A 22,689-nucleotide genomic window follows, 5' to 3' on the forward strand; every position below is an offset into this window, starting at 1 on the left:
GCAAGACGCTCGGCTGGGATACCCCAGCCGAGCGTCTTCGTGATCTACTCACCACCTAAAACCGAGTGGTGTTGCGACGACCCCTTGAACCCAAGCCACCCGCTCGTGTTGCACGAATGGCGTAGCGCCCGCACTGTGGATTCTGACTCAGAGGCAACACATGCTCACGCTTCGTGCTCGGGGAACCGGCCCGCAAGGGCGGGGATGGAGCGCGGGCCTCGCCGGTGAGGAGCCAACGACGATGAAGACCGCAGTGCCCTGCTACTACCACCTCGACGTGGAAGTCAGCCCGGAACGGGTCGGACAGGTCAGGCGCATCCTGGCCGCTCACCTTCGGTTCTGGGACCTGGAGGACCTGGTCGAACCCGTGTGCGGCGGTGCCGAGATGCTGCTGAAAGCCATCGACGAGCACGCACGGGACAAGCACACGTCCATCGAGATGTGGTGGACCGGCCAGCACCTCATCACCGCGGTCGGGGAGAACAACCACGACCTGCGCCCCGACCAGGACCTGCGCGCCTGCCTGGCCCGGATCGCGGCCACCAGCGACGGATGGGGCTGCTGCGCCTCCGAGACCGGCAGCAAGATCATCTGGTTCTCGCAGCGGGCCCGCGCCGGGGTGCGCGTCCCGCTGGTCCCGAAGGCTCCCGCCCCGACCCTGCGCGAGGGCCTCAAGCCGCCGCGCGCGCTGCCGGTCGCCGCGCTCGCCTCGCCGCTCAGCCGCCCCGAGGGCGTCCTGGAGGCGGCCCGGTGACCCGGCGGACGAACCGTGGAAAAGGGGTGCCCGTACCCGTGTGGGGCGGGTACCCCTACCCGCTGGGCGCCGCCTACGACGGGGAGGGCACCAACTTCGCCCTGTTCAGCGAGGTCGCCGACCACGTCGAACTCGTCCTCGTGGACGACGCCGGCGCCCACCGCCGGGTGCCGCTGACCGAGGCCGACGGCTTCGTGTGGCACGGCTACCTGCCCGGTGTCGGACCGGGCCAGCGCTACGGCTACCGGGTGCACGGCCCCTGGCACCCGGCGGCCGGCCACCGCTGCAACCCCGCGAAACTGCTCCTGGACCCCTACGCCAGGGCGGTGGACGGGCGGATGGACGACCACCCCTCGCTCTACGAACGCGCCCCGCACGGCCCCGACCCGTCCGACAGCGCCGGGCACACCATGCTCGGCGTGGTCACCGACCCGGCCTTCGACTGGGGCGAGGACCGTCCGCCCCGGCGCGCCTACGCCGACACGGTGATCTACGAGGCCCATGTGCGCGGCCTGACCCGCACCCACCCCGACGTCCCCCCGGAGCTGCGCGGCACCTATGCCGGTCTCGCGCACCCCGCGGTCGTCGAGCACCTGACCTCGCTGGGGGTCACGGCCGTCGAGCTGATGCCGGTGCACCAGTTCGTGCACGACGGCGTGCTCCAGGGCCGCGGCCTGTCCAACTACTGGGGCTACAACACGATCGGCTTCTTCGCGCCGCACAACGACTACGCCGCCCACGGCACCCGCGGCGAGCAGGTCGCCGAGTTCAAGTCGATGGTCAAGGCGCTGCACGCGGCCGGCCTCGAAGTGATCCTCGACGTGGTCTACAACCACACCGCCGAGGGCAACGAGAAGGGCCCGACGCTGTCCTTCCGCGGTATCGACAACGCCTCGTACTACCGCCTCGTCGACGGCGACTGGGCGCACTACTACGACACCACCGGCACCGGCAACAGCCTGCTGATGCGCCATCCCTACGTACTCCAGCTGATCATGGACTCGCTGCGGTACTGGGTCACGGAGATGCACGTCGACGGCTTCCGCTTCGACCTCGCGGCCACCCTGGCACGGCAGTTCCACGAGGTGGACCGGCTCTCCGCGTTCTTCGACCTGATCCAGCAGGACCCGGTGATCAGCCGCGTCAAGCTGATCGCGGAGCCCTGGGACGTCGGCGAGGGCGGCTACCAGGTGGGCAACTTCCCGCCGCTGTGGTCGGAGTGGAACGGCCTGTACCGGGACGCCGTACGGGACTTCTGGCGCGGCGAGGAGCACACGCTCGGCGACTTCGCGTCCCGGCTGACCGGCTCCTCCGACCTGTACGCGCACAACCGGCGCCGCCCCCGCGCGAGCGTCAACTTCGTGACCGCGCACGACGGTTTCACGCTGCGCGACCTGGTGTCGTACAACGACAAGCACAACGACGCCAACGGCGAGGGCAACCGGGACGGCGAGAACACCAACCGGTCCTGGAACTGCGGGGCCGAGGGCGGCACCGACGACCGGGCCGTCCTGGAGCTGCGCGCCCGCCAGCAGCGCAACTTCATCGCCACCCTGCTGCTTTCCCAGGGCATCCCCATGCTGTGCCACGGCGACGAACTGGGCCGCACCCAGGGCGGCAACAACAACGCCTACTGCCAGGACAACGAGGTCTCCTGGATCGACTGGCGGCTCACCCGCGAGCAGCGCGAGCTGGCGGACTTCACGCGGTACGTCATCGGTCTGCGCACCGCCCACCCGGTGCTGCGCCGCCGCCGCTTCTTCCAGGGCGAGACGGCCACCCGCGACGACCAGCCGCTGCCCGACCTGGTGTGGATGCTGCCGGACGGCCGGGAGATGGCGGAGGAGGACTGGCAGCGCTCCGACGCCCACTCCGTCATGGTCTTCCTCAACGGCGACGCCATCGCCGAACCCGACCCGCAGGGCCGGCCCGTGGTCGACGACTCGTTCCTGCTGCTGCTCAACGGCTACTGGGAACCGGTCGACTTCCGCCTGCCCGGCGCCGCCTACGGGGAGCGCTGGACCACGCTCGTCGACACCGCCGAGCCGCAGGGCCCGCCGGACGAGGCCGAGCACAAGTTCTCGGGCGACCTGCGCGTGGAGCCCCGCAGCCTGGTCCTGCTCACGCGGCCCCCGAGAACGGCCCGCTGACCCGCACCCCGCGGCCCCGCCCCTCCGGCGAAGGAGGGGCGGGGCCGCGGGGTGCGGCCGGTGCGGTCAGGCCTCCCGGCGCGAGGTCACCGTGAACTGCGCGCCGTCCGGATCACGCAGGACGGCCTCCTCGGTGCCTTCGCGCAGCACGCTGCCGCCGTGGCTCTCGGCCGCGCGGGCGCAGGCCGCGACGTCGGCCACCCGGAAGTGGATCTGCCAGTGCGGCCGGATGGTCGGGTCGGGCGCCGCCTCGAGCGCCCCGGACTCGATGCGGGCGACGACCTCACCATGGCTGCGCAGGACCACCTCGTTCCCCTCGTAGCGGACCTCGCAGCAGCCGGGCCGTTCCGACGCCCAGTCCAGGACCTCGCCGTAGAAGATCGCGGCGTCGAACGCGTCGCGCGTGTGCAGCCGGATGAAGGCCGGCGCGGCCTTGCGCCAGGTCTCCCAGTCGGTGAACAGCTCGCCCTCCCAGATCCCGAAGGTCGCGCCGTCCCGGTCGGCGAGCAGAGCCGCCCGGCCGGGCGGCAGGGAGATCGGGCCGACCGCCGAGGTGCCGCCGCGCTCCTGCACCCGGGAGACGGCCCGGTCGGCGCTCGGCACGGCGAAGTACGGCGTCCAGGCCACCGCCATCTGCCACATGGACGCCACCGCCGCGATCCCCGCGACCGGGGCACCGTCGGCGAGCGCGATGCGGAAGCGGTCGCCGAGTCTGGCCGAGCGCCACTCCCAGCCGAGCACGGCCCGGTAGAAGTCCTCCGTGGCCTCCAGATCGCGGCTGGTCAGGCTCACCCAGCACGGCGCGCCGCACACCGTGTGCGTGGAGAGGGGGCCGGTCGTGGGGCGGGCGGCTGTCGTGTCGTCGTTCATGGCACGTCCTGGTCTCGTCGACCGGTGGCCACCGGTCTGTCACCAGTGTCCGACCGGAACCCGCAAGGGCGCCTGCCGAGTACCCCCCGCGTACCGCCGAAACAGCACCGGGGGGTCTCGTGCGCAGGTCAGCCGGTCTCGGCCAGCAGTTCCTCGCGCAACTGGGCGAAGCAGCCGCTCAGCAGCCGCGAGACGTGCATCTGCGAGATGCCGAGCTGCTGCGCGATCCGGCTCTGCGTCATCCCCCCGAAGAAGCGCAGGTAGAGGATCATGCGCTCGCGCTCGGGCAGCGCCTCCAGACAGGGCCGCACCGCCACCCTGTCCACCACGAGGTCGTAGCGCGGGTCGGACTCGCCGAGGCCGTCGCCGAGCGCGTAACCGTCCGTGCCCGGGACCTCCGCCTCCAGCGACAGCGCGGCGAAGCAGTCCAGGGCCTCCATCCCGGTGTGTACGTCACTCACGCTCAGGTGCGTGTACGCGGCGATCTCCGCCACGGTCGGGGCGCGGCCCGGCGTCGTCTGCGCCAGCTCCTTCGCCGCCCGCCGCACCCGGTTGCGCAGGTCCTGGACCCGGCGCGGCACGTGCAGCGTCCACATGTGGTCGCGGAAGTGCCGCTTGATCTCGCCGGTGACCGTCGGGACGGCGTACGCCTCGAACGCGTAGCCGCGCGCCGGATCGTAGTGGTCGACCGCCTTGACCAGGCCGAGCGCCGCCACCTGGTACAGGTCCTCCAGGGCCTCGCCGCGGCCGCGGAAGCGGACCGCGATCCGCTCGGCCATGGGCAGCCACACCTGGACCAGCTCGTCCCGCAGCGCCTTGCGCTCGGGCCCGTCGGGCAGCCCCGCGAGCCGTTCGAAGGCGGCTGCGGTGTCGGGGGCGTCGTCGTGCGGGTGGGTCTTGGTTCTGCCGGTGGTACGCATGCGCTGCGCCTCCCTCAGCAGGTGCTGGATGGACGGACACCACGGGAGGCGCGGGGCAGTCCTGCACGGAATGCGTCGGGGCCCGGCGCGCCGGCTCCCACGGGCGTGCCTCCGGTCCGAAGCACTGAAATGCGGATTCCCGGAGCCGGTCGTTCCGAAACAATTCTGCGAATGCGGTGACGGTATGCGACCGCGCGATTCGAATTCGTCGCCGACCGGTCGGTGAATTCCGCCTCGGCAAATCGAAGGCAGGTGAAAATAAAGGACGCGAAAATCCACGGCGGAAAATGATGTGCATTCAACCAAGGGTCGGACGGGGCCCGCCGCGCTCGTTTTGACCGGCCTTTGGGGATGCTTACCTCTGCTACAGAGGTAACGTCGGAGCATGGAACCGGAATCCGGCCCCGCACCTGTGTCCGATCCCGCGCCGGACGCCTCCGCCGGGCCGGCCCCGGACGCCTCCGCCGAAGAGCTGGCCGACGCCCTCGTGGGGGTGCAGCGGCTGATCCGGCGCAGGCTGCGGGCCGGGCTGACGGTGTCCCGGCTGCGCGGCGCCGAGGTCGAACTGCTGCGCCTGGTCGAGTCCCGGCCCGGCATCGGCGTCTCGGAGGCGGCCAAGGAACTGCACCTGGCGGGCAACTCCGTCTCGACGCTGGTCAACCGGCTGGTCGGGGACGGGCACCTGGTGCGGGAGACGGACCCCGCCGACCGCCGGGCCGTCCGCCTGCTGCTGACGGAGGCGGCCGGGGCGCGGCTGCGGGACTGGCGCGCGCGCCGCGCAGCCCTGGTCCGTGCCCAGGTCGACCGGCTGGCCCCGGCCGACCGCGACGCGCTGCGCGCGGCCGTCCCGGCCCTGCGCAGGCTGGCCGGGAACCTGCGCGAGGAGGCCGACCGCCCATGACGAACGACCTACCCGGCGAACCGGTCCGCGACGCCCGCGACACTGCCGACGCGCGGGCCCGCGACACCTGCGGCGCCCATGGCATCCCGGGCGGACCGGTCCGTGACGCCAGCGACTCCGCCGACGCACCGGCCCGCGACTCCGCCGGCGCACCGGCCCCCGAGACCCGCGAAACCCCTGGCGAACCGGTCCCCGAGGCCACGGCCCGGTCGGCCCGAGAGGCCACGGCCCGGACCGCCCGGGGAGCCGCGGCCCCGACCGTCCCCGGGGCCGCCGCCGGAGCGGCCCGCGAGGCCCCCGGCGGACCGGTTCGCGACGAGAGGACCCGGACCACCCCGGACGCCGTCACCTGCACCGGGCTCGCCTACGCCTTCGGCGGGACGCGCGCCGTGGACGGGCTGGACCTGACCGTGCGCCCGGGGGAGGTGTTCGGGCTGCTCGGGCCCAACGGGGCCGGCAAGACCACCGCGATCCGCTGCGTCACCACCCTGCTGCCGGTGCCCGCCGGCATGGTGCGTGTCTTCGGCCACGACCCGGCGGGCGACCGGATGGCCGTACGCCGGCTGCTGGGTTACGTCCCCCAGCAGCTGTCCGCCGACGCCGCCCTCACCGGCCGGGAGAACGTCACCCTCTTCGCCCGCGTCTTCGACGTGCCGCGCCGCGAACGCGCCGCCCGGGTCGCCCAGGCGCTCGCCGCCGTCGGCCTCACCGACGCCGCCGACCGGCTGGCGAAGACGTACTCGGGCGGCATGGTCCGCCGCCTCGAACTGGCCCAGGCCCTGGTCAGCGCGCCCCGCCTGCTGATCCTCGACGAACCGACCATCGGGCTGGACCCGATCGCCCGTACCGGTGTGTGGGAGCACATCGACGCCGTGCGCGCCGCCACCGGCATGACGGTCCTGGTCACCACGCACCACATGGACGAGGCCGACCAGTACTGCGACCGGGTCGCCCTGATGCACCGCGGCCGCCTCCGGGCCCTCGGCACCCCCGCCGAGCTGCGGCAGGGACTCGGCGAGCGGCGCCGCGCCCGGGGCGGCCCGGCCACCGGCGAGCCGCCCACGCTGGAGGACGTCTTCCGCGACGTGGCCGGCAGCGGCCTGGACGACACCACAGGAGATTTCCGCGATGTCCGGAACACCCGCCGCACCGCCCACCGGGTCGGCTGACCCCGCCCGCGAGGACGGCATCGGCCTGCTGCTGCGGCCCCCGCGGGCCCGCGCGGGCCGGCTGCTGCTGCCCGCCCGGGTCGCCGCCCTGTGCGCCGTGGAACTGCAGAAGCTCCGCCACGACCGCACCGAGCTGTACACCCGTGCCGTCCAGCCCGCCCTGTGGCTGCTGATCTTCGGCCAGACCTTCTCCCGCATCCACGCGATCCCGACCGGCGGCCTGCCCTACCTGGACTTCATGGCGCCCGGCATCATCGCCCAGTCCGCCATGTTCATCGCCATCTTCTACGGCATCCAGATCATCTGGGAGCGTGACGCGGGTGTCCTCAGCAAGCTTCTGGTCACGCCCACGCCGCGCGCGGCGCTGGTCACCGGCAAGGCGTTCGCGGCCGGGATGAAGTCGCTGATCCAGGCCCTCGTGGTCGTCGTCATCGCCGCGCTGCTCGGGGTGGCGATGACCTGGAACCCGCTCCGGCTGCTCGGCGTCGCCGCGGCCGTGCTCCTCGGCTCGGCGTTCTTCTCCTGCCTGTCGATGACCATCGCCGGCATCGTGCTCAGCCGCGACCGGCTGATGGGCATCGGACAGGCCATCACCATGCCGCTGTTCTTCGGTTCCAACGCCCTGTACCCGGTGGCCGTCATGCCCGGCTGGCTGCAGGCTGTCAGCAAGGCCAACCCGCTCAGCTACCAGGTCGACGCCCTGCGCGGCCTGCTGCTCGGTACCCCCGCGCACCTCGCGCCCGACTTCGCCGTGCTCGTCGGGGCCGCCGCGGCAGGCGTCGCCGCGGCCTCCGCGCTCCTCGGCCGGCTGGCCCGGTGACGCCCGCCGGGCCGGCCGCCGCCGAAGTGATCTGCGGCACGCTCGCTCCGGCCGCTCCGGCCGCCCCTGCGGCGATTTCTCCAGCGCACGGCTTGATCACCGATCAATGCGGGGGAATTCCCTGGCCACGGCGCATTCCGCGCATTTGACAGTGCACTCGGCCCACAGATAGGAAACAGCTCTTGGAAGTCGAGAGGTGCACTGTGTACGAGCCCAACGTGGTCGGGGACTGGCAGGAGTACGAGGAGCATGCCGGCCTGCGCGTCCGCGTCCACCGACTGGAGCAGGCCGAGCCGCCCCGCGGACGTGACGACGCCGCCGACGGGCTGACGTACTTCCGCATCCGGGTCACCGTCGAGAACCGCGGTACCGAGCACTTCGGCGTCCACCTGGAGGACGGCCAGATCGACGTGCGGATCGGGCCGGACGGGGAGGGCGCGTTCGTCGACTGGCGCAACTCGCAGTTCATCGAAGGTTACGACGTCCACCCGCTGCGCCGGGCCACCGCCGTGCTGTACGCGGCCGGTCCGGAGGAGTTCCTGACCCAGGTCGACGTCCAGGTCCAGCTGCGCGTCGACGACGAGTGGACCGACCGCCGTCTGTGGAGCGGCGGCATCGGCGTGCACGAGGGGCCCGTCGGCGCGGGCGCCTGCTGTCCGGGCGGCCAGGGCGGCCTGGCCCACCAGGTCAGCGCCTTCCTGCGTGACCAGGCGGAGCCGGGCACCACCGGCTGACCGGCCCGCTCCCGCCCCGGCGGCCCGGCCGCGGGCACCCCTGCGCCCCGGCGGTCCGGCCCTGCTCCGTGCGCCGCTTCCGTGACGTCAGTGCGGAATGCCGTCGATGATCTCGCGGGCGCCCTGGCGCAGCAGGGCCACGGCGACCGACGTGCCCAGCGTCGCGGCGTCCAGCCGGCCGGCCCACTCGTGGGCGTTCAGCCGGGTCTTGCCGTCCGGGGTGAACACACAGGCCCGCAGGGACAGTTCGCCGCCCCGGTCGACCTGCGCGTAGCCGGCGATCGGGCTGTTGCAGTGGCCCTGCAGCACGTGCAGGAACATCCGTTCGGCGCTCGCCGCGCGATGCGTGTCGCCGTCGCCGAGCCCGCTGACCGCCCCGATCAGCGCGTCGTCGTCCTCGCGGCACTGCAGGGCGAGGATGCCCGCGCCGATCGGCGGCATCATCGCCTCCACGGACAGCACCTCGGTGATCACGTCCTGCCGTCCGATGCGCTCCAGACCGGACGCGGCCAGCAGCAGCGCGTCCGCCTCACCGGCCGCCAGCTTCTCCAGCCGCCGGTTGGCGTTGCCGCGGAAGGGCACGCACGTCAGGTGCGGGTGGGACGCGGCCAGCTGGGCGATCCGGCGCACCGCCGACGTGCCGATCCTGGTGCCCGGCGGCAGCTCGTCGAGGGTGAGCCCGCCGGGGTGGACGAGGGCGTCACGGACGTCGTCCCGCTTCAGGAACGCGGCGAACGTGGTGCCGGCCGGCAGCGGCCGGTCGGCGGGCACGTCCTTCAGGCAGTGCACCGCGAGATCCGCCTCGCCCGCGAGCAGCGCCGCGTCGACCTCCTTGGTGAACGCCCCCTTGCCCTCGACCTTCGCCAGGTCACCCAGCCACTTGTCGCCGGTGGTCTTCACCGGCACCACCTCGGTACGCACACCGGGGTGCAGGACGGCCAACTCGGCGCGGACGCGCTCCACCTGAGCGAGCGCCATGGGCGAGTCGCGGGAGACGATACGGATCAGTTCGGGCACGGACATGCGGGACACGATAGACCTTCCCCGCGCGCTCCAGGCCCCGGGCCCGGCCGCTGCCTCACGGCCGCGTGTCGTCCGGAAGGTCCGCCGCCGCGTCCTCGGGAGCGAGGTCGGGGCGCAGCCGCAGCCACGACGGCTGGCGCAGCATGCCCGCCCGGGTGCGGACGCTGTAACGCACCTCGCCGACCAGACGGGGCAGCACCCAGTGCGCCCCCCGCGCGGCCGGTACGGGGTCGAACGGACACACGGGGGTGGCCAGCGCGGCCAGCAGTCCGGCCAGCTCCGTCCGCTCGGCCTCGCTCCAGCCGGTGCCCACACTGCCCACGTACCGCAGTCTCCCGCCGCCGCGCTGGCCCACCAGCACCGCGCCCGGCAGACCGGTGAGCCGCCCCTTGCCGGGCAGCCAGCCGCCCACCAGCACGTCCTCGCTGCGCATGTTGCGGATCTTGATCCAGGCGCGGGAGCGCACCCCCGGTTCGTACACCGAGTCCAGCCGTTTGCACACCAGCCCCTCCAGCCCGTGCTCCCGGGTCGCGGCCAGGGCGCGGGCGCCGTGACCGACCACGGCGGTGGGCGTGGACCAGTACGGCCCGTGCAGAGCGAGCGCCTCCAGCCGCTCGCGGCGCCGGACGTAGGGCAGCGTGAGCAAGAAGTCCCCGTCCAGGTGCAGGACGTCGAACAGCACGAGGTGGACGGGGACCCGCGCCGCCCGGCGCGCCGCGAGGGCGGGCGCGTGGGCCAGCCCCATCCGGCCCTGCAGCAACTGGAAGCTCGCCCGGCCCTCCTCGTCCAGCGCCAGCACCTCCCCGTCCAGCACCGCAGGCGTGCCTGCGAGCGCCCCGCCGAGCGGCGCCAGTTCGGGATAGGCGGCCGTGACGTCCTGCCCGGACCGGGCCCGCAGCAGCACCGAACCGTCGCCCGGCAGGTACACCACCGCCCGCTGACCGTCCTGTTTCGTCTCGTACGCCCAGCGGGCGTCCTGCGCGGCGGGCGGCAGGGGTCCGGGCGTGGCGAGCATGGGCGCGATCAGCGGCAGGGTCACGGCTGAGGTGTCGACGCGCGGGCCGCCCGCCACGCGCCCCGCGGCCCGCTTTCCCCTGATCGGGCGCGGCCCCCGGCCGTCCGGGGCCCCGCCGTGCCTGCTGTCCGGCGGCCGCGGCCGGTCCGCTCACTCCTCGCCGCCCTCCGCGGCGACCTGCGCCAGCGTACGGCCGGTGCGCACCGAGCGGGCCCGCCGCGGATCGGGGGTGCCGTGCCCGCCGCCGGCCCGGCCCTCGGCCTTCTTCACCAGCAGCCAGGCCTCCTCCCCGCCCTCGTCCCGGCCGTCCCGGAAACGGGTGAGCGCGTACTCGCCGCGCAGCTTGGAGCCGTGCAGCCGGAAGGTGGCGTGCCCGCGCTCCAGCGACTCGGCGAAGTCCACGGGCCGCCCCCCGCGGTCGTGGCTCAGCGGCTCGTACGTGCCCCGGTCCCAGACGACCACGGTGCCGCCGCCGTACTCGCCCTTGGGGATCACGCCCTCGAAGTCCTCGTACTCCAGCGGGTGGTCCTCGGTGGGCACCGCGAGCCGCTTGTCGTGCGGGTCGTCGGAGGGGCCCTTGGGGACCGACCAGGATCTCAGCACGTCCCCCACCTGGAGCCGGAAGTCGAAGTGCATCCGGCGGGCGTCGTGGATCTGCACCACGAACCGGGGACCGGATCCCTCACCGGTCCGCCGGCCCGACGGCTCCCGGGTCCGCCCGAAGTCCCGCTTGCCCCGGTACTCACGCAGCCGCTCGTCCCTGGCCACCTCGGCCTCCTCACGTTCGCGTCCACCCGGCCACACCGGGTACCCCCCTGGCCGGAAGGGACCCGTCCGCCTGCGTGACCGCGTCGGCACCTTCCGGCCGGCGGCCGACGGCGGCCCACGGCGGGCGCGCCGACCGGCGGGTGGCGCCGCAACCGTCGCCGATAGGGTGGGCGTGATCGACGGGACGGGCGGGAATCGGGGACGATGACGGCGGACGGCAGCGGCGGCGGCGCCGAGGACAGCAACGGCGGCGGGGACGGCGCACGGCCCGCCTCCCGTGACGGCGCGCGGCCCACCTCCCGCGACGTCGCACGGCTCGCCGGTGTCTCGCACACCGCGGTGTCCTTCGTCTTCAACGGCCGGGCCGAGGGCAACCTCTCGCCCGCCACCCAGGAACGCATCCGGCAGGCCGCCGCCCGGCTCGGCTACCGCCCCGACCCGGTCGCGCGCGGCCTGCGCAGCCGCCGTACGGCCGTGCTCGGCCTGGTCACCGACGAGATCGCGTCCTCGCCGTTCGCGGGACGGCTGCTGCGCGGGGCCATGGAGGCCGCCTGGAGCAGCGACCACCTCATCCTGACCGTCGACACCGGCGGCGACCGGGCCAAGGAGGACGCCGCCGTCGCCGAACTCCTCGACCGGAGGGTCGACGGGATCATCTACGCGGCCATGTCACTGCGCCGGGTCCGGGTACCCGAGGGGCTGCACCACACCCACTCCGTGCTCGCCAACTGCCTTCCCGAGGACGGCTCGCTGCCCGCCGTGGTCCCCGCCGAGCGGGCCGGCGGCGGCGGCGCCGCCCGGCTGCTGCTCGACCACGGGCACCGCCGGCTCGCCGTGATCGGCGGCCTCGACGACATCGCGTCGCGCGAGCGGCTGCGCGGCTTCCGTGACGCGCTGCGCGCCGAGGGCGTCACCGTCCCGCCCGAGTGGGTGGTGCGCACCGGCGGCGAGATCTCCAGCGGGTACGAGGGCGCGCTCAGGCTCCTGGAGGGCGCCCCCGCCGGGCAGCGGCCCACGGGGGTCTTCTGCTACAACGACCGGGTCGCGGCGGGCGTCCTGCACGCCGCGGCCCGGCTCGGCATCGAGGTGCCAGCGGGCCTGTCCGTGGTCGGCTACGACGACCAGGAGCACATGGCCGCCTTCCTCACCCCGCCGCTCACCTCCGTGGCGCTGCCCCACCGGGCGATGGGCGAGACGGCCGCGCGGCTGCTCCTGGACGCCCTCGCCACCGGCCGCACCCCGCCGGCCACCACCCGCCGGCTGGCCTGCCCGGTGGTCAGCCGGGCGTCGGTGGGACCAGCGCCCATCCGGTGACCTCCGCGGCGGGGGCGTCGACCGTGAGTTCCGGGACGTCGCCGGGCCGCCGGTAGACGCGTTCGGTGAGCGTCGCCCGGCCGTCGGCGAAGAGTTCCACGAGCGAGCCGTCGACGAGGACCCGCACCGTCAGCCGTGGCCCGCCCGGCAGCCGCACCGTGCGGGGCCCGGAGCCCTCGCGGCCCGCGCGGGGGCGCTCGCCGCCGTCCAGGGTGACCGTGCCCGCGGCCGGGTCCAGCCGCACCGACAGGTCCGCGCGCCCGTCCGGGGACCTCAGCAGCGTCGCCGTCGTGCGTCCGCGGGCGGTGACCGTGAGGTCGTAGGCGTCCGGGAGCCGGACCCGGCGGCCCGGGCGGGTGACGAACGGTTCCGGGGCGCGCAGCAGGTCGAGTTCCGGGGCGGGCAGCACCCGCAGGGAGCCGTCCGCGTGGGTGCCCACGACCCGGGGGGCGGTGAGGACCCCGGCCCACCCGGCCCGTTCCACCTCGGCGGGCTCGCGCGCCTCCCACGACCAGCCCCACATCAGCGTCCGGTCCGCCTCCTGGAGGACGGCGGGCGCGTAGAAGTCGCGTCCGTGGTCGAGCCGGCCCCCGCCTCGCGCCGCGAACCGCAGCCCGCCCCGGCCGTCGGGGACCAGGTCGCCGGTCAGGTGGCCGGTGCCGCACGGATCGCCGTCCCACAGCGACACGGCCAGCACCCAGGTGTCCGCCGCCGTCCGGAACAGCTGGGGGCACTCCCAGCCCACCGCCCCGTCGCCGAACACGGCGGTGGCGACCGGGTCGGATCCGTCGAGCAGGACCCCGGCGAACCGCCAGTCGGTCAGGTCCTCGCAGTCGTACAGCAGCACGGACGGCGTGCCGTCGGCGTGCCCGGCGCCGACGAGCGCCCAGCGCCGCCCGCCGTGCCGCAGGACGAACGGGTCGCGGAACATGACCACGTCCAGGCCGGCGGGCGGCGCTGACACCACGGGTGCGGGCAGCGGCCGCCACTCGGTGAGCTGGTCGTCGTCGGGGTCGGCGGCCCTGGCCAGGCAGATGGCGCCCACTCCGGCGTGCCGGTGGTCGATGCCCGTGTAGACGGCGGTGGGCGTGCCGGCGTCGTCGACCACGCACCCCGACCAGCAGCCCGCCTCGTCGGGGCCGCCGGGGACGGGGGTGAGGGCGAGCGGGTGGTGTTCCCAGTGGGCGAGGTCGGGGCTGGAGGCGTGGCCCCAGTGGATGTCGGCGTGCACCGGCGCGCCCGGGTTGTGCTGGTAGAAGAGGTGGTAGCGGCCCCGCCAGCGGAAGGGCCCGTTGGGGTCGTTGATCCAGTGGGCGGGCGGGCGGACCCGGAAGCGCGGTGCGTCGGGGCCGGTGGCGGACCGGGGGGCGGGGCTCAACGGTTGACTCCTGCGGAGGTGATGCCCTCGCGCAGAGGGCGCTGGCCGACGAGGAACACGGCGACGGCGGGGAGCATGGACAGCACGACACCGGCGAGGACCACCGAGACGGAGCCGGTGCCGAGGTTGCCCTGGAGGGAGACCAGCCCCAGCGGCAGGGTGTAGTTCTGGGCGGAGGTCTCCAGGATGAGCGGGCGGAAGAACTCGTTCCAGTGGTAGTTGAAGGCGAGGACGCCGACGATCGCGAGTCCGGGCGCGGCCAGCGGGGCGTAGACGGAGCGGAAGATCCGCCAGGGCCCGGCGCCGTCCAGCATGGCCGCCTCGCCCAGGTCCCGGGGCATGCCGAGGAAGTACTGCCGCATCAGGAAGGTGCCGAACGCGGTCGGGAAGGCCGGGACGATCAGGCCGAGCAGGGTGTCGGTCAGACCCATCGGCTTCAGCACCAGGAACACCGGCACGATCGTGACCTGCAACGGCACCATCATGGTCGCCAGGACCAGCCCGAACAGCGGCTTCTTGAACCGGAACTCCAGGCGGGCGAAGGCGTATCCGGCGAGCCCCGCCGTGATCATCTGGCCCACCGCGATCAGCGCCGTGACCAGCGTGGAGTTCAGGGCGAGCAGCCACACGTCGAGCTGCTCGAAGACCCCGCGGTAGGCGGCGGCGCTCGGGTGGGCGGGGACGATGCGCGGGGGCAGGTCGAAGGACTGGGCGGGCGTGCGCAGCGAGGTGGAGACGGTCCACAGGACCGGCCCGAGGGTCAGCAGGGCGCACACGGTCAGCCCGGCGGTCCGCGCCCACGGCGCGAGGAGGTGCCGGGCGCGGCTGAGGGAGGGGGACGCTTGGCTCATGGCGGTCACCGGGCTCACTGGTAGTGGACGAAGCGCCGGCTGAGCCGGAACTGGAGGGCGGTGACCGCCATGATCAGGACGAACAGCAGCACGCCCACCGCGGACGCCTCACCGAAACGCAGCTGCTCGAAGGCCTTCTCGTAGATGACCATGACGACCGTCCGGGTGGCGTCGCCGGGGCCTCCCTCGGTGAGGACGTACGGCTGCTCGAAGACCTGGAGGGCGTTGATGATGCCGACCACGGACGCCACGAGCAGCGTGGGCGACAGCAGGGGGAGCGTGATGGCCAGGTGCTTGCGCGGTCCCCGGGCGCCGTCCAGGGAGGCGGCCTCGTGGATCTCCTTCGGGATGTTGTTCAGCCCGCCGACGAAGAGCAGGAAGGAGAAGCCGAACTGCTGCCAGACGTAGACCAGGACCACCGTGGCCAGCGCCGCGTGCTCCGACGTCAGCCACGGCACCGGGGCGACGCCGGCCAGCCCGAGCAGCCAGTTGACGACTCCGAAGTCCTGGTTGAAGAGGTACTTCATCACCACGGAGACCGAGGCGGCGGACAGCACCAGCGGGAAGAAGAACGCCGAACGGAACACCGACCGCAGCCAGGCGGGCATCCGCCCGTCCACGGTGAGGGCCAGCGCGAGGGCGACGGTCAGCTGCAGGGCGACCGCGAGCACCATGAAGACGAGCGTGTTGCGGAAGGAGACCAGGACGGTCGTGTCACCGAGGGCCTCGCGGTAGTTGGCGCCGCCCGCGAAGCCGGGGGAGTCGATCACGTTCCAGTGGAAGAGGCTGAGCACCACCGAACCGGCGATCGGCACCACGGTGAAGACGACGATGCCGAGGACCGTCGGTGCCAGGAACAGCGCGGCCAGCAGCCGCGTGCCCCGCTCGCGCGTGGCGGGCCGGGCGGCGGCCCGGGCGGCGGCGGCCGGTGCGGCCGCCCGCGTCCGCCGGGACGGAAGCCGGGTGTTCGTCATGCGTCACGCTCCATGGCCTTCTCCAGGTCGCCCTGCATCCGGCGCAGCGCGGGGCCCACCGCGCGCGGCGCGGCGAGGGCCGTTCCGGTGTGCTTGAGCAGGACCTGCGTCACCTCCGCCACCTGGGGCGGCGCCGGGACGGGGCCCGTGTCGGGGAACTTGTCGAGGGTGTCGTAGAAGATCCGCCAGTGCGCCGGGCCGGTCGCGGCGTACCGGGCGGAGGTCAGCATCGAGCGGCGGGCCGGGGTGGTCTGGTTGGCCCGGAACAGCCGGGTCAGGGTGTCCCGGCGGACGGCGTACTTGATGAACTCCCAGGCCGCGTCCTGCTTCCTGGAGGTGCGCAGCAGCGCGTAGCCGGCCGCGCCGAACTGGTGGCGGCGGCTGAGCCGGCGCGGGAAGTAGCGCACGTCGTAGGCGTCGGGCCGCATGCCCGCCAGGTGCAGCCCGCCCGCCCAGAAGCCGCCCGCCGGGGTGACGCCGACCCGGCCGGTGGAGAACACCCCGACGAGGTTGCTGCCGTTGCCGCCTTCCGGCCGGGTGCACAGGCCCTCCGCGACGAGGGAGGCGAGGTAGTCGTACGCCTCCTCGACCAGGGCGTCCGTGGCCTGCGGGGTGGTCCACCGGAAGCCGCCGCCCCGGCCGGCGCGTTCGGCGGCGGGGTAGAAGGTGTTCCACAGCCAGTCGCCGCCGGGTGCCCGGGACTCGGCGAGGAGGTTGGTCCCGTTCGCGAACAGCCAGGGCACGACGCCGCCCCACAGGCGGTTGGTCCAGAAGTACGGCGTGAAGTGGGCGCCGCTGGAGCGCTTCATGCGGCGCAGCAGCGCGGTGAAGTCGTCGCGGGTCCAGTCGGCGGGCGGCAGTTCGGCGCCCGCCCGCCGCAGCACCTGCCGGTTGAGGTACATGTCGGCCGCGTTGAACTCGACCGGCAGCTGGTACAGGCTCCCTTCGTACATCATCGACTCCACCAGCGAGGGGTGGACGTCGGCGAAGTACTCGCGCAGTTCCGCCGCGTCGCGGCGCACCCAGCCGTCCAGCGGGACGCCGAGCCGCTTCGCGAACAGCTGGACGCCCTCGGTGGCGACGTAGACGAGGTCGGGAGCGGTGCCCGCGGCGATCTGGGTGAGGACCTTCGCGAAGAAGTCCGGCCAGTCGACGGCCTGGACGGCGTTGATCCGCACGTCGATGCCGGGGTGCAGGGCGCGGAAGCCGTCGCGCAGGGCGCGCACGGCGGCCGGGTCGAAGGCGGAGCCGAGGGTGGCGACGACGAGGGAGCCGTCGTCGCGTCCCGGGATGTCGGCTCCGGTGAGGCGGTCCCAGCTCGCGGCGGTACCGGCCAGGGCGGCTGCCCCCGTGCCGTAGGCGCCGTACCTGAGCAGCGCCCGGCGGGAGGGGTGGACGTCGGTCATCGTGGACCTAACTCGTGTTAGTAGGCAGGTGACGCCCCGATGATGAAAACCGCGCGACTCCTCTGTCAAGGGGCGCGAACGCTTGACCTTTAACGAGTTAGGTCTACAGTCCTGGACCCATGAGCCGCCGTCGGCCGGGCCCGCCGGCGGCGCACCCCTGCCCGTCCGAGGAGAGGAACCTCGCGTGGTGCGTGACATGTCCAGGAGAGCGCTGTTCGCCGGAACTGCCGCGGGGACGGCCGCGGCGCTGCTGCCCGCGGCCCCGGCGGCGGCGAGCGGGGGCCGGCCGGGTGCGGCGGTGCCGGCCGGTCCCCGCCGGCCGGACGCCGTCCCCGCCGCCCGCTACCGTGCCGGATACCACTTCACCGTCCCCGACCAGTGGAAGAACGACCCGCAGCGCCCCGTGTGGATCGACGGCGAATACCACTACTACTACCTGTACAACGCCGACTACCTGGCGGGCGAGGTCGGCACCGCCTGGCGCCTGGCCACCAGCACCGACCTGGTCTCCTTCCGGGACCGGGGCGTCGCCGTGCCCAAGGACACGACGCCCAACGGCGATCTCTGGTCCGGATCGGCCGTGGTGGACACCCACGGCACCGCGGGCTTCGGCGCCGGCGCGGTGGTCGTCATCGTCACCATGTCACCGGGCGGCGGCACCGACCAGCAGGAGCAGTTCCTGTACTACTCCACCGACGGCGGACGGACCTTCACGCCCTACGGCACCGGCCCCGTCCTGCCCAACCCCGGCGTGGCCGACTTCCGCGACCCCAAGGTGATCCGTGACGAGGAACGCGGCCGGTGGGTGATGGCCCTCGCCCAGAACGACACCATCGGTTTTCACCACTCCGCCGACCTGAAGTCCTGGACGCCCGCCGGCGGGTTCACCCACCGCGGCCTCGGCGTCCTGGAGTGCCCCGACCTGTTCCGCATCACCGCCCCGGACGGCACCGCCAAGTGGGTGCTGGGCGTCAGCGCCAACGGCAAGGCCGCCGGGCTGCCCCACACCTACGCCTACTGGACCGGCTCCTTCGACGGCGGCGCCTTCACCCCCGACGCCGCGGACCCGCAGTGGCTCGACCACGGCTGGGACTGGTACGCGGCCGTCACCTTCGACCGGCACCGCGCGGACGGCACCCCCGACCCGGCCGTCCGGTACGCGATGGGCTGGCTCAACAACTGGGACTACGCCCACACCACCCCCACCATCGACTGCGACGGCTTCAACGGCACCGACTCGATCGTCCGCGAGGTCGTGCTGCGCCGCGACGACTCGGGCGCGTACCACCTGGCCTCACGGCCCGTCACCGCCCTCGACTCCCATGTCTCGCGCACGGTGCGCCTGGGCGACCTGAGCGTCGAAGGCACCCGCCTGCTGGAGTACACCGGCGTCTCCTACGAGGTGAGCTGCGAGATCACCGCGGACCATGCGACGGGCGCGGGCCTGCAACTGCGCCGCTCCCCGGACGGCAACCGCCACATCGACGCCGGGATCTGGGGCGACTACGCCTTCCTCAACCGCCGCGCCACGGTGAACCCGGACGGCTCGGGCACCTGGCAGGAGAGCCGCACGCCGCTGGGCGCCGCGGGCCGCCCGGTGCGCCTGCGCATCCTCGTCGACCGCACCTCGGTCGAGATGTTCGTCGACGACGGCCGGCACGTGCACTCCTCGGCGGTCTTCCCCTACCTGGTCGACGACCGGCTCGCCCTCTTCGGCGCCGGCGGCCGGGCGGTGTTCCGGAACACCGTGATACGGGAGTTCACGGTGTGAGGACCCCCCGCCGTACGCCGCGGAACCCGCCACGATCGGTCCGGGACGTACCGGGCGGCCGGCGGAGCGTCGGAGCGAGGCCGCGGTGCCCGGACCGGCCCGCCGGCCGCGACGATCCCGCGGGCCGGGAGCACCGCGCGGCGCCGGGCCGCGGCGGACCCGGGAGGCCGCCGGGCGCTCAGACCCGCGGCGGCAGCGGGATGACCACCTCGTCCTCGACCGGCGGGTCGACCTCCTGCGCGCGGTTGCCGGTCGCCGCGAAGCAGCGCAGCCGCACCGAGTCCGGGCTGACGTCCAGCCGCAGGAACGACTTGAAGAAGGGCGGGGTGTAGGTGACCGAACCCGGCGAGAAGAGCTGGGTGTAGATCTTGCGCACCGGGAGGCGGAACCGGGCCCGGCGGTCGGGGCGGCGGCCTGCGCCCAGCAGGCTCGCGACCAGGCGGACCCGCCGGGTGAGACGGACCGGGCCGCCCGGCGTGCGGGTGGGCGGTATGCCGAGCCGCTCGGCGATCACGGCCATCCCCTCCGCCTCGGTGAGCGTGAAGAAGCGGCGCAGCCGCAGCCGGCGGGCGTACAGGGAGCTGTAGAACGCCAGCGAGTCGCCGCGCAGCGGGTAGCAGCGGAAGTCGGCCTCCGTCACGTTCGCGACCGACACCCGCGGGATGGTGTGCGTGGCGTGCATGAACGCGCCGCCGCCCCCGCAGACCACGTACTGGACGGTGCGGCCGTCCACGTCCACCGGATAGCGCTGGTAGTTGTGGATGTCCCCGCCGATCGCCGCCACGTAGTGGTGGGCCGGGTCGCGGACGATGTCGTCGACGGTGCCCCCGCCGTCGATGGGGCAGGGGTGGTGCTCGCCGTCCACGTACAGCGGGGAACCGGTGACGAGGATCTTCGGGCGGGGCCCGCGGGACACCTCCCGGAGCCAGGCGCCCTGCTCCGCGTCCACGGTGCCGAGCAGGCCGGTGTCGATGCCGACGATCCGCAGCGGTCCGGCGTCGACCGCCCAGTACGGGCCCGGCTGGACGGCCTGCTGCCCCGGCGCGGAACGCAACTTCCGCGCCTCGGCCAGCCGTTGCTCGTCGGCGGGGCGCGGCCGGTGCCACAGCAGCGCGCGCCACCAGGCGCGGCTCAGCGCACGCGGCCGGGGCTCCGGCGGCAGCGGCGGCGCGTCGTCGCAGAAGACGCGCATGAACCCGCTGAGGTCCTCGTACCAGTCGTGGTTGCCCGGGATCGCGTAGATGGGCGCCGGATAGTCGCGATACGGCCGGAAGAACTTCGTGCCGTAGTCGTCCGTGCTGCCGACCGGGTAGATCACATCGCTGGCGAGCACGGCGAACGACGTGTCCCGGGAGGCCTCCAGGAAGCCCGGCACGACCGCGTACTGCGACTCGCCGCCCTCACCGGTGTCCCCGATGACCATGAAGGAGAAGCGGTCCGCCTCCGTACGCCGGATCACCTTGTCCGCCGGGGCCCCGGCCGCGGCCTGCCGCGCCACCCACCGGGAACGGGTCCGCCCGGTGGGGTCCCCGAACCAGGAGGCGGCCACGCCGTTGCGCGCGGCCCACAGGGTCCGGGGGTTCAGCCACGACAGTTTCTGGACGCGGTCCGGCATCAGCCGGGCGTAGGTGCCGCGTTCGGCGTCGTTCCAGCCGGCGCCTTCGACGGTATCGCGTGAGGAGTCAGACACGCGGTGCACCGTAACAACCGGGGCGCCGCGCGCGGCGGGCGGGTGGCCCGGGGCAGGCCCCGGGCCCCGCACCCAACTGGCGTGCGCCGGGCGGGAGCTGAGCCCCCGCCGGTTCAGCCGAACGTGCGCCGCAGCAGGTCGAGCAGGGCCGTCCAGTGCCGTTCGTCCGCCTTGGCGTCGTAGGCGTCGGTGTCGGCCTGGGTGAAGCCGTGCGAGGCGCCCGGGTAGACCTCGCAGCGGTGCCGGACGCCGGCCGCGGTGAGCGCGTCCTCCAGGCGCTCGATCTGCTCGGGCGGCAGCGAGGAGTCGTTGTCGGCGTGCCCGAAGTACAGCTCCGCGGTGACGTTCCCGGCGGCCAGGTGGGGGCTGTCGGGACCGTCGGTGGCCAGTCCGCCGCCGTGGAAGCCGGCCGCCGCCGCGACCCGGTCCGGGTACGCGCCCGCGGTCAGCAGGGACAGCCGGGCGCCCATGCAGTAACCGGTCACGGCCACCGGGCCGTCGGCGGCCAGCGGGTGGCCGGCGAGCATACGGAGGTAGGCCCCCGCGTCACGCCGTGCCAGTTCCGGCGTCAGCGCCTGCATGAGCGGGATGAGCCGGCCGAAGACCTCCGGGCGCTCGGAGAGGTCGATGAACTCCGGCAACTCCACGACGGGCGCCCGTCCGTGACGGTAGAACACATTGGGCACCAGCACGGTGTGACCGGCGGCGGCGATCCGGTCGGCCATGCCCTTGACGTGCGGACGCAGACCGAACGCGTCCGTGTAGAACAGGACGGCCGGGTGCGGACGTCCGTCCGCGGGATGGGTCAGATAGGCGTCTGCCGTGCCGTCCTCGGTGGGGATCTCGACGGTCTGGCCCTGTACGGCGCTCATGGGCTGCCTTCCTGCGCGGCCGCCGGTGAGGACGTCACCGGCGGTGAGGGGTTGCCCGGGACACCCGGGAATCGTGAATCCGGGCGCGGGGGGTCGGGCGGATCATGGTCATGGTGGCACGCGCCCGGCCGCCGAGGCGGAGACGGGCCCGCACCGATCCGCTACTGGGACCGGGCCCGCACGGCTCCGCGACCGGCCCGCACGGATCCGCGACCGGAGCCGGGCCCCTCACTCGAACCGTGAGGTGTCGCCCGCCCCCCGCCGCACGATCTCGGCCTCGCCGCCCGAGAAGTCGACGACCGTCGTCGGCTCCGTACCGCAGTCGCCCGAGTCGACCACCGCGTCCAGCACGTGGTCGAGCCGGTCCTTGATCTCCCAGCCCTGCGTCATCGGCTCGTCCTCGTCGGGCAGCAGCAGGGTGCTGGACAGCAGCGGCTCACCGAGTTCCGCCACCAGGGCCTGGGTGACCACGTGGTCCGGGATGCGCACCCCGACGGTCTTCTTCTTGGGGTGCTGCAGCATGCGCGGCACCTCCCGCGTCGCCGGCAGGATGAAGGTGTAACTGCCGGGCGTGGCCGCCTTGATCAGCCGGAACACGTCGTTGTCGATCCGTACGAACTGGCCGAGCTGCGCGAAGTCCTGGCACACCAGGGTGAAGTGGTGCCGGTCGTCCAGGCGGCGGATCGCCCGGATCCGGTCGACGCCGTCACGGCTGCCCAGCCGGCAGCCCAGCGCGTAGCAGGAGTCGGTCGGGTACGCGATCAACGCGTCCTCCCGCAGGCCGTCGGCGACCTGCCGGATGGCGCGCGGCTGGGGGTTGTCCGGGTGCACGTCGAAGTACTTCGCCATCCGCCGAGCTTATGCCGTGCGCCCGGCCGCCGCCGCACGGACGGGCCGTCGCACACCGGTTGCCTCGGCCGTCGTGTCGTCGGACACGGGTTGCGGCGGCCGTCGTGTCGTCGCACACGGGTTGCCGCGGCCGTCGTGTCGTCGGTGACCGAAGGGGCCGGCGCCGAGGTGCGGTGCCCGCCGGTGGCGGTGCGGGCCGAGCGTCGAGCGGGGGCGGTGGCGGGGTCCGTGCGGCCGACCGGTGGCGGTGCGGGCCGAGTGCCGAGCGGGGGCGGTGGCGGTCGAGGGCGGCGGCGGTGGCGGGGTGTGTGCCGGTCCGGAAATTCGCCGTGTTTCCCGTGCGTACTCGGCCGGAGGCGGGGAACCAGAGCTGTGTACCGCTCGGGCGCTGTCCCCCCGGCCCCCGGGCGCGCGGCTTCGCCGGTCGCTCACCACCCCCCCCGTGACCCACCGGCGAAGC

19 protein-coding genes and 1 pseudogene are annotated in these 22,689 nt (G+C 73.8%); 8 read left to right on the plus strand and 12 right to left on the minus strand.

Annotation, left to right across the window (positions count from 1 at the left end):
* The first annotated feature begins 241 nt into the window (after positions 1-241).
* Positions 242-754, plus strand: coding sequence for a pep a2 (locus ABZ719_RS32830; protein ID WP_366728809.1), 513 nt, complete (start codon positions 242-244; stop codon positions 752-754).
* Complete coding sequence (gene glgX, locus ABZ719_RS32835) at positions 751-2,904, plus strand: glycogen debranching protein GlgX (protein ID WP_366728810.1); 2,154 nt, start codon at positions 751-753, stop codon at positions 2,902-2,904. The genes ABZ719_RS32830 and glgX overlap by 4 nt, the downstream gene beginning before the upstream one ends.
* A 66-nt stretch (positions 2,905-2,970) precedes the next feature.
* On the opposite strand, the gene ABZ719_RS32840 is transcribed toward glgX, so the two are convergent.
* Positions 2,971-3,774 carry a VOC family protein gene (locus ABZ719_RS32840; RefSeq protein WP_366728811.1) on the minus strand — a complete coding sequence of 268 codons (804 nt, stop codon included), beginning with the start codon at positions 3,772-3,774 and terminating at the stop codon, positions 2,971-2,973.
* Positions 3,775-3,902: 128 nt separating this feature from the next.
* Positions 3,903-4,694, minus strand: coding sequence for an RNA polymerase sigma factor SigF (locus ABZ719_RS32845; RefSeq protein WP_366728812.1), 792 nt, complete (start codon positions 4,692-4,694; stop codon positions 3,903-3,905).
* Positions 4,695-5,079: 385 nt separating this feature from the next.
* On the opposite strand from ABZ719_RS32845, the gene ABZ719_RS32850 reads away from it, so the two are divergent.
* The 4 genes and pseudogenes from ABZ719_RS32850 to ABZ719_RS32865 all read left to right on the plus strand — a co-directional run bounded on the left by ABZ719_RS32850 (position 5,080) and on the right by ABZ719_RS32865 (position 8,318).
* A complete protein-coding gene (locus ABZ719_RS32850) occupies positions 5,080-5,595 on the plus strand; it encodes a MarR family transcriptional regulator (RefSeq protein ID WP_366728813.1) in 516 nt (171 codons plus the stop codon).
* Between the two features lie 338 nt (positions 5,596-5,933).
* Positions 5,934-6,764: pseudogene (locus tag ABZ719_RS32855) on the plus strand (ATP-binding cassette domain-containing protein); the annotation flags it as partial.
* Positions 6,724-7,584, plus strand: a complete 861-nt coding sequence (locus ABZ719_RS32860; protein WP_366728814.1) for an ABC transporter permease — start codon at positions 6,724-6,726, stop codon at positions 7,582-7,584. The pseudogene ABZ719_RS32855 and the gene ABZ719_RS32860, both read left to right, overlap by 41 nt.
* A 203-nt stretch (positions 7,585-7,787) precedes the next feature.
* Positions 7,788-8,318 carry a hypothetical protein gene (locus ABZ719_RS32865; protein ID WP_366728815.1) on the plus strand — a complete coding sequence of 177 codons (531 nt, stop codon included), beginning with the start codon at positions 7,788-7,790 and terminating at the stop codon, positions 8,316-8,318.
* Between the two features lie 87 nt (positions 8,319-8,405).
* On the opposite strand, the gene hemC is transcribed toward ABZ719_RS32865, so the two are convergent.
* The 3 genes from hemC to ABZ719_RS32880 all read right to left on the minus strand — a co-directional run bounded on the left by hemC (position 8,406) and on the right by ABZ719_RS32880 (position 11,124).
* On the minus strand, positions 8,406-9,341 hold the full coding sequence (gene hemC / locus ABZ719_RS32870) for a hydroxymethylbilane synthase (RefSeq protein WP_366728816.1): 936 nt from the start codon (positions 9,339-9,341) through the stop codon (positions 8,406-8,408).
* Positions 9,342-9,396: 55 nt separating this feature from the next.
* The gene (locus ABZ719_RS32875; protein ID WP_366728817.1) at positions 9,397-10,380 is read right to left on the minus strand and encodes an ATP-dependent DNA ligase; all 984 of its coding nucleotides are present in this window, start codon (positions 10,378-10,380) and stop codon (positions 9,397-9,399) included.
* A gap of 126 nt (positions 10,381-10,506) precedes the next feature.
* Positions 10,507-11,124 (minus strand): DNA polymerase ligase N-terminal domain-containing protein, encoded by a 618-nt coding sequence (locus ABZ719_RS32880; RefSeq protein ID WP_366728818.1) that lies wholly within the window; start codon positions 11,122-11,124, stop codon positions 10,507-10,509.
* A 204-nt stretch (positions 11,125-11,328) separates the two neighbouring features.
* Between ABZ719_RS32880 and ABZ719_RS32885 the strand changes: the two genes are divergently transcribed.
* On the plus strand, positions 11,329-12,438 hold the full coding sequence (locus ABZ719_RS32885; RefSeq protein WP_366728819.1) for a LacI family DNA-binding transcriptional regulator: 1,110 nt from the start codon (positions 11,329-11,331) through the stop codon (positions 12,436-12,438).
* Here the strand turns inward: ABZ719_RS32885 and ABZ719_RS32890 are convergent.
* The 4 genes from ABZ719_RS32890 to ABZ719_RS32905 are packed head-to-tail and all read right to left on the minus strand — an operon-like array spanning position 12,401 to position 17,047.
* Entirely contained in the window at positions 12,401-13,816 is a 1,416-nt protein-coding gene (locus tag ABZ719_RS32890) for a glycoside hydrolase family 32 protein (protein ID WP_366728820.1), read from the minus strand. The two genes, ABZ719_RS32885 and ABZ719_RS32890, sit on opposite strands and share 38 nt — an antisense overlap.
* On the minus strand, positions 13,813-14,667 hold the full coding sequence (locus tag ABZ719_RS32895) for a carbohydrate ABC transporter permease (RefSeq protein WP_366728821.1): 855 nt from the start codon (positions 14,665-14,667) through the stop codon (positions 13,813-13,815). The genes ABZ719_RS32890 and ABZ719_RS32895 overlap by 4 nt, the downstream gene beginning before the upstream one ends.
* Before the next feature lie 14 nt (positions 14,668-14,681).
* Complete coding sequence (locus tag ABZ719_RS32900) at positions 14,682-15,641, minus strand: sugar ABC transporter permease (RefSeq protein WP_366728822.1); 960 nt, start codon at positions 15,639-15,641, stop codon at positions 14,682-14,684.
* Positions 15,638-17,047: an extracellular solute-binding protein gene (locus ABZ719_RS32905; RefSeq protein ID WP_366728823.1), complete on the minus strand. Its 1,410-nt coding sequence runs from the start codon at positions 17,045-17,047 to the stop codon at positions 15,638-15,640. Before ABZ719_RS32905 ends, ABZ719_RS32900 begins: the two co-directional genes overlap by 4 nt.
* A 196-nt stretch (positions 17,048-17,243) precedes the next feature.
* Between ABZ719_RS32905 and ABZ719_RS32910 the strand changes: the two genes are divergently transcribed.
* Entirely contained in the window at positions 17,244-18,818 is a 1,575-nt protein-coding gene (locus ABZ719_RS32910; RefSeq protein WP_366728824.1) for a glycoside hydrolase family 32 protein, read from the plus strand.
* 178 nt (positions 18,819-18,996) lie between these two features.
* Here ABZ719_RS32910 and ABZ719_RS32915 read toward each other — a convergent pair whose 3' ends face one another.
* The 3 genes from ABZ719_RS32915 to ABZ719_RS32925 form a co-directional block, all read right to left on the minus strand.
* Positions 18,997-20,508: a metallophosphoesterase gene (locus tag ABZ719_RS32915; protein WP_366728825.1), complete on the minus strand. Its 1,512-nt coding sequence runs from the start codon at positions 20,506-20,508 to the stop codon at positions 18,997-18,999.
* Between the two features lie 113 nt (positions 20,509-20,621).
* Positions 20,622-21,380: a dienelactone hydrolase family protein gene (locus ABZ719_RS32920; protein WP_366728826.1), complete on the minus strand. Its 759-nt coding sequence runs from the start codon at positions 21,378-21,380 to the stop codon at positions 20,622-20,624.
* Between the two features lie 228 nt (positions 21,381-21,608).
* Complete coding sequence (locus ABZ719_RS32925; protein ID WP_037852315.1) at positions 21,609-22,229, minus strand: L-threonylcarbamoyladenylate synthase; 621 nt, start codon at positions 22,227-22,229, stop codon at positions 21,609-21,611.
* Positions 22,230-22,689 lie beyond the last annotated feature (460 nt).

The sequence above is a fragment of the Streptomyces sp. NPDC006743 genome (assembly GCF_040703815.1).
Classification (GTDB): domain Bacteria; phylum Actinomycetota; class Actinomycetes; order Streptomycetales; family Streptomycetaceae; genus Streptomyces.